Consider the following 11,767-nt stretch of genomic DNA (forward strand, 5'->3'; position numbering starts at 1 on the left):
TGTTAATACACTAACTCTGTACCCCCCTACATTTTCGTTTTCGCTAAATCCCGTGCATTTTCTGCCATTCGGATAAATTCGGCACGATAACCCTCATCATCTGCTCCCTTTGCAGTCTTCGCACGTGCGATCAAACTATCAAAATTAGCCTGTTGTTTAAAGTCCGAATCACGGAGTAACATCCCTAGTTCGGCCACAGCAGTTGCAAAGCGCAAATCTTCACTGACTTTATTCAACTCGGTTACTTTAGCCTGTACCACCTGTTGCTGTAATTTGCTTTTATCACCATCAGGCTCTTTGTAACGAAATTTGACTGTTGCCAATTCCCCATTTCCTTTGACGGCGATATTTTTGGTTGAGTTCTGCTGGTATTTCAACGGATCAACTGTTCCGACCATTGTCGAGTTGACACCGACAGGAACGATCTCATACAGGGCGGTAACCACATGACCTACGCCCATATCGCCCCCCATCTTTTGGTCGTTGTTGAAATCTTCCGCTTCAAGTAAACGATTTTCATAGCCGACCAGACGGTAGGCCTGTACATAATTCGGATTGAACTCTACCTGAATCTTCACATCTTTAGCCACCGTAAATAATGTTCCTCCAAATTCGGTGACCATGGCTTTCCGAGCTTCGGAAATATTGTCGATATAAGCGTAATTACCATGCCCCTTATCTGCTAAGATCTCCATCTTACTATCTTTCAAATTTCCCATACCATAGCCAAGCACAGTCAGAAAAACACCAGATTTACTCTCTTTACTGATCAGTTCCTCCATAGACTCATCACTGCTCTCGCCCACATTAAAATCACCATCAGAAGCCAAGATAATCCGATTATTTCCACCCTTGACCAAATTTTGGCGAGCAATCTCATAGGCTTTTTTGATCCCTGCAGCACCGGCAGTACTTCCTCCAGCCTCAAGTTCATCTATGGCTGTTTTGATTTTCATTTTCTGACTACCGCTTGTACTCTCTAATTTCACTCCGGCCGAACCTGCATAGGTCACAATAGCGACACGGTCAATATCACGCAGTTGATCCACCAACATTTTCAAGGAAGATTTCACCAAAGGCAATCGTCCCGGTCCCATCATCGATCCTGAGACATCGATCAAAAAAACCAAATTGGAGGCTTTGAGTTTATCCGTCGGGATATCTTTGGCTTTTAACGTCACCCGCATCAACTGATGTGCATTGTTCCAAGGTGCTTTGGTCAATTCAGTAACAATATTCACCGGTTCGCCATTCTTTGGCCCCGCTACCTGATACTGAAAATAATTGATCATCTCCTCAACACGTACAGCATCCTTATCGGGTAAACTGCCCGCATTGATAAATCGACGGACATTACTGTATGAAGCTGCATCCACATCTGCAGCAAATGTTGACAACGGCTCCTTCATTGGATTGATAAACTTATTTTCCTTGATTTTCTGATACGACTCTTGATTTTGGTCTGCTGTATACCCTCCACGAATATAGATCCCTTGTGTCTGACCTGCTAAGGCCGTAGAGGCAGTCATCATATTTGCCGTATTTTTTTTCGCAACTCTACCATAACCCATAACGACAACTTCATCCAGTGTAGGGTTATCCTGTACCATTGCGACATCGACTTTACCCTTTCTTTTTACCTCGACACGCTGTGTAATATAACCGAGGTAGCTGAATTCCAAAGTAGTCTTACCTGTAGTGACCTGAATCTGATAATTTCCATCACGGTCAGTGGATTTGCGTTCGTTGGTCTGCACATTTGTTACCACCACTCCGCTTAACGCTAATTTGCTCGTTGCATCCGTCACCTTTCCTTTCACTTCGTATTGTTGGCTTGCATATCCACCAATGGATAGCAGCATGCTCATTAAAAAAAGTATCGTTCTCATATCGTTCAATTTTTTGTCAAGGGATGCAGCTAATATTAAATTTCCATAAACCAGAAAAAAAAAATATTTTTGGCAAATAAAATGTTCGCATTCAAGTCGTCAAAAAAGGATTCAACGCAAGACCAGGAGCTCTTGCAACAATACCAGGAGGCATCTGATCTCAAGGTATTGGGCAACCTTTATCAGCGACATACCGAAATGGTTTATTATGTCTGCCTACGGTATCTCCAAGATCCAGAATTGAGTAAAGATGCCGTGATGAATATTTTTGAAGAGCTCATCTACAAAGTTAATAAGCAAGAAATCAAAGACTTTCCAAGATGGCTCTATGTATTGAGCAAAAACCATTGCCTGATGTATTTAAGGTCGCAAAAGAACAAATCACAAATTTCTTTGGATGAATTTGTGAAATATCCCGAAGATCTGCATCAGTATGAACAACAGGATGAAAAAGAGGAACAATTGACTGCAATGGAAGGCTGTCTGGAAAAACTACCGGACAAACAGCAACAGTCCGTCAGACTCTTTTTTCTGGAGGAAAAATGTTACAAAGAGATCAGCGACTCGACAGGATATAGCTTAAATGAAGTTAAAAGTTACATCCAAAATGGGAAGCGGAATTTAAAAAATTGCATGGAGGCTTGGAATGAGCGACAGTAATTATGACATAGCGTACTTAAAGAAATACGTCAACGGCCAACTTTCTCCCAAAGAGATGTACGCCATTGAACGTGAGGCCCAACGTGATCCCATGTTGGCAGATATTCTTATGGGTATAGAAATGGATCAAAACAGTGCTGTTCCTTCCGAACTCAACGCGCGTATTGCCCAACGCATTGAGCAAAAAAAAGAAGCTAAAATAAAAGTCTTCGACTGGAAGAGACTGGCCATCGCTGCTACTGTAGTCGCGGTTTTAAGTGCGGGGATTCTCTATTTCCAGCAACAGAAAAACCCTTCTGAGGCAAAGCGTACAGCAGATGCCGCTGTGCCAGCTGATGTCCCCTCGTCAAAATCGATTCCTCAGAATGACACAGCAGCCTCATCTACCATTGACCCTCGTATAAAAGAGCAGGACAGTCCTCGCTTGGCGGACAACAGTAGATCTTCCGATCTAGGTCAATATAAGGAGGAGACAGTGCCAGCACATCAGGAACCATCGACACGCATAGCTCCGGTTGAAAAAATGAATAATGGCATCCACAGGGACCGAGCTATAGCTGATTCAAAAATGTTAGACAGTGTGGAGGTATTTGGTTATACCCCCCAAGCGAAAAAGAGTATCACCGGAAGTTCAGTTGTGATCCGAGGCCAACAGGTCAATCAAAGCAATGCGCTCGCTGGTAGAATAGCTGGGGTCAATGTGACCCCACAGACCTCTGGCAGTCCTTTACAGGTCACTGTACGTGACAAAGAAACTGGCTTACCGATATCAGGTGTTACCATCATGCAGCCCAATAGCAAACTGGCTACAAATACAGATGCTCAGGGCAAGGCCACCATTCAACCGAGCACAGTGGACTCGCTAGTCGACATCATGGCTGTAGGTTATAACACGGTTGCATTAAATATGCGTCGCAACAAAAACCTGAATATAAAATTACAACCTTCCAGTGCGACACTTGACGAGGTGGTGGTTACAACCATGTCCTCCCGGAAAACAAAAAGTGCAGAACCCGTTTGGGGATGGAAGTCATTTAATAATTACGTTAAAAAGAAAACAGCTAACAGTCGATACGAAGGTACCGTGCGCTTGAATTTCTATATCGATAAAGATGGTTTCCCGTCCAATATCAATATCTTACAAAGTGCCAATGATTATCTGGACAACAAAGCCAAGGAGATTTTACTTTCCGGACCAAAATGGAAGGGTGAGGACAACCGATATGTAACGCTAACCTTTGATTTTACGTATTAAAACCCATCAAAAAAGGACTTTAACGCGCTAAAAAAACACTCTTTTTGAGGTCATGGTCTCGAAACACACTGTTAGGTTCCACGCTCCGATCAGCCTGAACCCATTCAGCAAATATGTGAGAAATTAAAGCTTGTTGAACAATCCACATAAAGGTTGTTCAACAACAACTTAAACGGAAAATTTTACTTTATAAAATTTAATATTATTTCATACATTAGCACTATAATTCTTAACCATATAGTGACTTTTTATGAAAGGTTTTTTCACCAGCCTGCTTATTCTCGGCAGTTTTTGGGCTCATGCCCAAGATTTTTCATTCGGTAAGGTAAAAAAAGAAGATTTCGCGATCGATATTGGCAAATTGGACACTGCAGCCAACGCATTTGTCATTCGGGAGTATGGTTCCGCACAGGTCAACTACACTTCGCATACGGGCCTGGTTGTCGAGTTCGTCAAACATGTTCGGATCAAAATATTGAACAAGGAAGGCTATGAACATGCGAACTTCACCATCCCGCTTTACAAAAGCGGAAATGAACGTGAGGTTGTCACCGACATCAAAGGAGCTTCCTATCACCTCCAGGGTGATAAAGTCGTCGAAACTGAAATGACAAAGGCAAATATCTTTAACGAAAATTCTTCAGAAAACATCTCCTTAACCAAGGCTGCCATTCCGCAGGTTCAGGAGGGAACAATTATTGAATATCGATACAAAACGGAATCGCCTTTTATTTTTAACCTCAATGCCTGGGAATTTCAGGAAGAACTTCCCAAAATCTATAGTGAGTATGTCACACGTATACCGGAAATCTGTCATTACAAATCAAATTTAAAAGGAGGATTTCCAATCAAAGACCGTAAAACAGAAAATTACAATACCAACCTGCATAGTAAAATCGGTGATATTCTGGGCACAAAAACGACCTATATCATGGAGAATATCCCAGCCTTCCATAGTGAAGACTATATGACTTCTTCTAAAAACTTCCGATCTATTCTATTTTTTGAACTCGGTCGTTATAGCGTCCCTATCGGTCCCACAAATGACTTCTCCCTAACCTGGGAAAACGTACGGGAAAAATTGGTCGTAGATGAAAGTTTCGGTGGTCAGGTCAAGCGAAAAGGAGCCTTAAAAGAATTTATCGAACCTGTACTACAAGGGGCAAATAATGATATCACTAAAGCCTCCCGCCTCTATGCTTATTTTCAGAAACGGATCAAATGGAACAATAAGCACTCAATCTACGCGAAAAATATCAAAGAAGCGCTTGAAAAAAGAACAGGCAATAGTGCCGACATCAATCTCGGATTGGTCAATGCGCTGCGTTATGCCCAGTTAGAGGCTATTCCAGTTATTTTATCTACACGCGACAATGGCTATGCCGGATTGTATTCACCTGCAATATCGGAATTCAACCATGTTGTCGCCCAAGTAAAACTCGGTGAGGAATACTATTTATTGGATGCAACCTCTCCCTATGAACCCTTCGGCAATATTCCTTTAAAATGCGTCAACTATCAAGGTCGTTCTATTCCCTTGACTGGTGAGTCTGACTGGGTGAAACTCGAGTCAAAACTCCCCTCTTCACAGAGTAATTTCTTCTTTGGTGAACTCATGGAGAACGGTACATTAAAAGGAAAATGGGTGACCTCCCGCAATGGCTACCTGGCTTCAAGAATGCGCGAACGCCTACAGGGCAGTAATTCAGAAGAGGAATTTTACGAAAAATGGGATGAGGAAAACAACCGTATCAAAATGAATAGCTTTAAGGTTTCCAACAGGGACTCCTTAGACAAACCACTCGCCGAAGAGTTTGAAATCGAGATTGAAAATTTTGCCAGCCTGCAAAATGAACAGCTTGCTTTCAATCCTTACATTGAAAGCAAAACCACCAAAAATCCTTTTAATCTGACCGAACGAAATTACCCAATTGATTTTGGATCCTTGATCCAGGAAGAAAGCTATATGGAGATCAAATTACCAAAAGGGTATACATACGCCCCCGAGACAAAATTAAAAAACATCAGTATGGCACTCCCCGAACGGGCAGCCCGCTATATTTTTAAAGTCAGCAATTCGGATCCGAATACCCTACTTATTGAGAGCGCAACACAATTTAATAAACCGCTATATCTGCCCGAAGAGTATTTTGATCTAAAGGAGTTTTTTAGTCGGATTATCCAGGCGCAAAAACTAGATATTGCACTCAAAAAGATATAATCGTCACCTTAACAAAAACTTCATGTTATATTGATGATAAACTTAAATAAGAGTGATAAATTTGAATATCAAAAAATAAGAAATAAAATGATTAAAGATTCAGAATTATTCGAACTAGAGTATACCTTTCTTGGTGAAGGTTTCGAGTTAGATGGTGATGACATTATCACCGATGAAGACTAGGTCTTCACTTTTTTAAGCAAGTATTATTCCCCTTATATAATCTCTAAGCCCGGTTGATTCCTCTCCGGGCTTTTTCTTTTCATTTGTCTACATTTTTTAATTTAACTATATTTAGGCATCCTTAAAAACGCAGGGATCCCCATAATTCAACACTTCTGCCCAACATCCGCACGACAAATTATGATAGGGTTTATCCATTAAAAAATAGATTAAAGCAATAGGAATATGAGAAAAATCATATTGGATCTGGCCATGACGCTAGATGGATTTATTGAAGGTCCAAACGGCGAAATCGACTGGTGCATCATGGACGATGATATGGACTTCGATGGTTTTTTAGCGGGCATCGATAGCATCTTTTATGGACGTGTCAGTTATGATGCCTGGGGAAATTTTCAGCCAGACAGCAATGCCAGCGAAGCCGAAGCTAGTCTTTGGAGAAACGTTCACGCAAAGAAAAAATATGTTTTTTCCCATCAGCCAAGACAAGATCCTGGTGCCATCTTTATCAATGATGACATCCATCAAAAAGTTTCAGCGATAAAGCAGCAGGAGGGAAAGGATATTTGGCTTTATGGTGGAGCAAGTCTAATCAAAACCTTTATACAGGCAAATCTTGTCGATATATACCGCATCTCCGTCCATCCAATTGTTTTGGGTAACGGAAAACCATTATTCGAAGATCTATCTGAACGATTGCATTTAAAACTTGTAGAAAATAGAGCATTCAAATCGGGTGTCGTACAGTTAATTTACAACGCTGACAGAAAATAAAAACTACGAGCTAGCGTCAAAAATAGGAGGAGCTAGGATATGGTTTTGTTAGGTGTTTCTTGACAGCCATAAATTCAAAAAAGAGAAGGTAGTATCAGCATACATGATTAAAGAATTAAAACAACTGGGAGAGATCCTATCCAAAAATATTACGAACCTGACGGAGGACAAGGAATGTGCTGGTTATTTCGGTTTTAATTTTCAACTTGATGAGCGAAATATCAAGTTTCGAAAAGCCAAAATAACGCCCACAAAGGTGGGACAATTCGTCACCCTTTGGAAACGTGATGGCCAAGGGCAAACGACAGCATTTACAGCCGATGACGCTATTGATTATTACATTATTGCTACTGAACAGGAACCACATACTGGTTTCTTTGTTTTTCCAAAACAGGTTCTGATCGACAGACAAATCTTAACAACAGTGCGAAAGGAGGGTAAACGTGGATTTCGTGTATATCCAGACTGGAGTATCACCCAAAACAAGCAGGCAACACAAAGTAAAAAATGGCAGGGACAATACTTTATTGATCTTAGGATTCCCACTCAGGAAATAAAGAAAAAATTGATAGCTATCCTGCAGATTAGTTGACCAAAATTCCGATCCTATCTTCATATAGATCTCAGGTTGCAGACGGATCACAGCTATCTTTATTATCGAGATGGGCAAAACCCAAGCGCAAGGTTGGCACAACCCTACCTAGCTCCGACAGTCTCTTGATAGGCTTCATGCAACAAACGGACCGCATCGCCCATATCTTTCTCATCGAGATGAGCAAAACCTAAGCGCAAGGCTGTCACAGTTCTGTTCTGGTACAGGCAGTTACTCGGCAGCAATACGCCTTTTTCCTTTGCTTTTTCCTGTAAGGTGGTCAGTGAAAAGCTGACATTGAATCGGACCCAAAAAGCTAAGCCCGAAACCGGAACTTCAAATGTGACCTTGTTTTCAAAATTGGTATGCAGCAATTGTGCAAATAAGTCTTTCCGTTCAGCAACTATTTTTTGAAACTTCCGCTGATACCGAAAGATATCGCCCTGATGGATAATTTCGCCCAATGTTTTTTCGATCATAAAATTGGGTTTACCAAAGAGATTTAGGTATTTTTTACCCTCCTCCAGGAGATCTTGCGGAGCAATCAAAAAATTCATCTGAAAACCGGGATCCAAAAAACGGCCAAAAGTCCCCGTATAGATCACCCTATTCCCCGCATTTTTACGAAAAAGAGACTCCCATTTGTCTTTGACCAGCGAAGATTCAAAATCAACATCATCTTCGATCACAATAAAATTATACTGTTCGGCCAGCTGCAACAGCTGCATTTTCCTTTTTTCAGAAAGGCTTACTGTAGTAGGGTATTGGCATTTTGTATTGATGTAAACACACCTGATCTCACCGGGCGCAAAATGATCTGCGATATAATCAATGTCCATTCCCATCGCATCTACAGGAACCGTTTTCAGTTTGGCTCCGGCTTGGCTAAAGATCATATTCGGCAAAAAATAGCTTAGATTTTCGACCAGTACAATATCTCCTTGTTGAATCAATAAGCGCGATAAAATAGAAAAGATCTGCTCACGGCTGGCAATGGGCAATAGAAAGTTTCGCGAGAGATGGAAACCACGTGTCAAATTGAGATAATAACTCAATTGATCCCTAAAAAACAGATTTCCATCAGTCGTAGCAGGAAACTCATCACTCTTCTTTTTACGCTTTACCATCGAAGCGTAAAAACGTACCAGCTCCTCAGTCTCGATAATACGGTAGTCTGGGGTACCATCCGTAAAATAATATTTTTCAGGAACTTCAAATACCGGCGTATCCAGGATCAATTCCCTTCTAAAATGATACGGAGCCCGATCCGGTGGTTGCCGAAAAGCTTCGATTGCCGAAGCAGCAGTTATCACACGTTCGGGATTTTTCACAAAGGTACCCCTGTTTGGCAGAATCTCCACCCAGCCTTGCTCCTGTAGTTCCGCTAGCGCGGCGACCACGGTTTTTCGATGCACATTCAATTCCGTCGCTATCTTTCGGCTTCCCGGGAGAAGATCCCCATCCTCCAGCAGGTTGCGCTTGACAGCATTGATAAATTGATAGACGATCTGTATATAAACAGCATCCTCCTTGCGGCGATCTATCTTGATAATCGAATGAAAACCTATACTAACCGGACTACTCATTATGTTTATTTCGGACTACCAAAGTTAAGGTTTAAACTGTAATCTTTGCAATTCAACTGAAAAAAACAGGCGCATGGAAATTTGATATCTACCACATTTTTCTGTGATAGCAACCTGATTACCAAACGATCAAACACAAAGAATATGAGCACAGAAAAGAATTGGACACAGGCAGAAGTTGTTGCCTTATATAACAAACCGATCATGGAACTGTTGTACGACGCTGCTACAGTTCACCGTACCTATCATGATCCAAATAAGGTACAGGTATCTACCTTGATTTCCATAAAAACTGGTGGATGTCCTGAAGATTGCGCTTACTGTCCGCAAGCAGCACGCTATCATACTGACGTTAAAGCCGAACGGCTGATGAGTGTAGAACAGGTAAAAGCGCAGGCTTTGGCAGCCAAGGCTGGCGGCAGTTCACGGATATGCATGGGAGCTGCCTGGCGCAATGTCAAAGACGGTCCCGAGTTTGACCAAGTATTGGATATGGTCCGTACACTGAACAGACTCGATATGGAAGTCTGCTGTACCTTGGGTATGCTGACCGAAAATCAAGCACTCCGGTTATCAGAGGCAGGACTCTACGCCTATAATCACAACCTGGACTCCTCAGCTGAGTATTATGAAGAAATTATCTCGACCAGAAGTTACAATGACCGCTTGCAGACCATCGAAAATGTACGTAAGACAAATATCACGGTATGCAGTGGCGGTATTATTGGTATGGGGGAAAGCATAGCCAACCGGGCGGATATGCTGATTACACTCGCTTCGCTCATTCCACAACCCGAGTCGGTACCGATCAATGCGCTGGTTCCGGTCGCTGGTACACCGATGGAAGAGATGGAAACGGTATCTATATGGGAAATGGTGCGCATGGTTGCCACCGCGCGAATTTTATTACCGCAAACACAGGTTCGCTTATCAGCGGGTCGCACCAATATGAGTCGCGAGGGACAAGCCTTATGCTTTTTTGCTGGCGCAAATTCCATTTTTGCAGGGGATAAGCTGCTAACAACCCCCAACCCTGCTATAAACGAGGATATGGAGCTTTTCAAAACTTTGGGGCTGATTCCCCAACAGCCTTTTGAGAAAAAAAGCCAGCCTGAAACCATCGCGATGGAGGATAGTCAATACCAGGCACTAGGTGAAAAACCACAATGGTCTCGACCTGACCACAAAATTCAACGCAATCTGGTGAAACAGCATCAGGAAAAATAGTTCAGGGACAGAAAATCAGGAATTGAAAAAAATAATATCATGACAGCGCAGCATACGACCGACGATTTCGACAGACAGCACCTATGGCATCCCTATACCAGTATCACAGACCCACTGCCAGCCTACAAGGTGAAGCGGGCGGATGGTTGTATGATTGAACTGGAAAATGGGCAGCAGCTGATCGACGGCATGTCATCCTGGTGGTGTACCATCCATGGGTATAACCATCCGGTATTAAATGCCGCGGTAACAGCCCAACTCAATAAGATGTCGCATGTCATGTTTGGTGGTTTGACACACGAACCGGCAATTGCTCTTGGCAAAATGCTCCTTGAAATCACACCGCCTTCACTCAACAAAATATTTTATGCTGATTCCGGTTCCGTTGCAGTGGAAGCGGCACTCAAAATGGCTGTACAATACTGGGTGGCACAAAAGAAGGTCAATAAGACCAACTTTGTTACCGTTCGTTCGGGATACCACGGTGACACCTGGAATGCCATGTCTGTATGCGATCCTGTAACCGGTATGCACCGCATTTTCGGCAATACCCTCCCCCTTCGTTACTTCGCAACGGCCCCTCAAATTGGGTTTGATGAAGAATGGGATGCCAGCGACATTGCTCCACTGGCCGCACTTATCAGAACACATCAGGACGAGTTGGCGGGTCTGATCCTTGAACCCATTGTTCAGGGGGCCGGTGGAATGCGCTTTTATCATCCCGAATACCTTCGTCAGGCAGCACAACTCTGTAAGGAAAATAACATCTTACTGATTTTGGACGAAATCGCTACCGGATTCGGTCGCACCGGTAAGCTCTTTGCTTGTGAACATGCAGCTATAGCGCCAGATATTCTATGCCTGGGTAAGGCCTTAACAGGCGGATACATGACCTTATCTGCAGTAATCACTTCCACGGCTGTTGCAGAAACCATTTCCAATGGTAGTCCGGGTATGTTTATGCACGGCCCGACTTTTATGGCGAATCCGCTGGCCTGTGCCGTAGCGCTTGCCTCGATCAAATTATTATTGTCAACAGACTGGAAAACAAAGGTAAAATCTATTGAAGAACAACTGACACAAACACTTGCCCCAGCAAAAGACTACCCACAGGTAGAAGATATCCGGATTTTGGGAGCCATTGCTGTTATCGAAATGAAGAATCCTGTATCCATGGCCAGTATACAAAAACGATTTGTTGAAGAAGGTGTCTGGATCAGACCTTTTGGCAAATTGGTTTATATCATGCCGCCTTTTATCATTGGTACTGAAGAGCTAAACAAACTGACACAGGTTTTGCTCAAGGTCATCAAAGAAATCAATTAATGGAGAGCAGTCTACACCGTAGCTTTGTGTATAAACTAAGAAGAAAGAACAGGC

General features: G+C 42.6%; 9 protein-coding genes. 7 read left to right on the plus strand and 2 right to left on the minus strand.

The genetic code is table 11. From position 1 onward, the window contains the following. Positions 1-26: 26 nt before the first annotated feature. The gene (locus M2408_RS17355; protein ID WP_259183781.1) at positions 27-1,889 is read right to left on the minus strand and encodes a von Willebrand factor type A domain-containing protein; all 1,863 of its coding nucleotides are present in this window, start codon (positions 1,887-1,889) and stop codon (positions 27-29) included. A gap of 69 nt (positions 1,890-1,958) precedes the next feature. Between M2408_RS17355 and M2408_RS17360 the strand changes: the two genes are divergently transcribed. From M2408_RS17360 to M2408_RS17380, 5 genes are all read left to right on the plus strand, one after another. Then, positions 1,959-2,549, plus strand: coding sequence for an RNA polymerase sigma factor (locus M2408_RS17360; protein WP_409049493.1), 591 nt, complete (start codon positions 1,959-1,961; stop codon positions 2,547-2,549). Continuing rightward, positions 2,536-3,804: an energy transducer TonB gene (locus M2408_RS17365; RefSeq protein WP_259183783.1), complete on the plus strand. Its 1,269-nt coding sequence runs from the start codon at positions 2,536-2,538 to the stop codon at positions 3,802-3,804. Before M2408_RS17360 ends, M2408_RS17365 begins: the two co-directional genes overlap by 14 nt. Positions 3,805-4,054: 250 nt before the next feature. Beyond that, positions 4,055-6,025, plus strand: coding sequence for a DUF3857 domain-containing protein (locus tag M2408_RS17370; RefSeq protein WP_259183785.1), 1,971 nt, complete (start codon positions 4,055-4,057; stop codon positions 6,023-6,025). Positions 6,026-6,433: 408 nt separating this feature from the next. Further along, a complete protein-coding gene (locus M2408_RS17375) occupies positions 6,434-6,982 on the plus strand; it encodes a dihydrofolate reductase family protein (protein ID WP_259183787.1) in 549 nt (182 codons plus the stop codon). Positions 6,983-7,085: 103 nt separating this feature from the next. Further along, positions 7,086-7,574 carry a MepB family protein gene (locus M2408_RS17380; protein ID WP_259183789.1) on the plus strand — a complete coding sequence of 163 codons (489 nt, stop codon included), beginning with the start codon at positions 7,086-7,088 and terminating at the stop codon, positions 7,572-7,574. A 104-nt stretch (positions 7,575-7,678) separates the two neighbouring features. Here M2408_RS17380 and M2408_RS17385 read toward each other — a convergent pair whose 3' ends face one another. Further along, complete coding sequence (locus M2408_RS17385) at positions 7,679-9,160, minus strand: PLP-dependent aminotransferase family protein (protein WP_259183791.1); 1,482 nt, start codon at positions 9,158-9,160, stop codon at positions 7,679-7,681. A gap of 144 nt (positions 9,161-9,304) precedes the next feature. Here M2408_RS17385 and bioB point away from each other — a divergent pair, with 144 nt between their 5' ends. Both bioB and bioA read left to right on the plus strand, forming a co-directional pair. Beyond that, positions 9,305-10,387, plus strand: coding sequence for a biotin synthase BioB (gene bioB, locus M2408_RS17390; protein WP_259183793.1), 1,083 nt, complete (start codon positions 9,305-9,307; stop codon positions 10,385-10,387). Between the two features lie 39 nt (positions 10,388-10,426). Then, complete coding sequence (gene bioA, locus M2408_RS17395; RefSeq protein WP_259183795.1) at positions 10,427-11,713, plus strand: adenosylmethionine--8-amino-7-oxononanoate transaminase; 1,287 nt, start codon at positions 10,427-10,429, stop codon at positions 11,711-11,713. Positions 11,714-11,767: the final 54 nt, after the last annotated feature.

Origin of the sequence: Sphingobacterium sp. BIGb0165 (genome assembly GCF_024810095.1) — a bacterium.
Taxonomy (GTDB): Bacteria; Bacteroidota; Bacteroidia; order Sphingobacteriales; family Sphingobacteriaceae; genus Sphingobacterium; species Sphingobacterium detergens.

Excerpts from the sequence above, each read along its gene's own strand:
- M2408_RS17370 (WP_259183785.1), top strand. The coding sequence starts at position 4,055 with ATGAAAGGTTTTTTCACCAGCCTGCTTATTCTCGGCAGTTTTTGGGCT.
- bioB (WP_259183793.1), top strand. The coding sequence starts at position 9,305 with ATGAGCACAGAAAAGAATTGGACACAGGCAGAAGTTGTTGCCTTATAT.
- bioA (WP_259183795.1), top strand. The coding sequence starts at position 10,427 with ATGACAGCGCAGCATACGACCGACGATTTCGACAGACAGCACCTATGG.
- M2408_RS17355 (WP_259183781.1), bottom strand. The coding sequence starts at position 1,889 with ATGAGAACGATACTTTTTTTAATGAGCATGCTGCTATCCATTGGTGGA.
- M2408_RS17380 (WP_259183789.1), top strand. The coding sequence starts at position 7,086 with ATGATTAAAGAATTAAAACAACTGGGAGAGATCCTATCCAAAAATATT.
- M2408_RS17365 (WP_259183783.1), top strand. The coding sequence starts at position 2,536 with ATGAGCGACAGTAATTATGACATAGCGTACTTAAAGAAATACGTCAAC.
- M2408_RS17375 (WP_259183787.1), top strand. The coding sequence starts at position 6,434 with ATGAGAAAAATCATATTGGATCTGGCCATGACGCTAGATGGATTTATT.
- M2408_RS17385 (WP_259183791.1), bottom strand. The coding sequence starts at position 9,160 with ATGAGTAGTCCGGTTAGTATAGGTTTTCATTCGATTATCAAGATAGAT.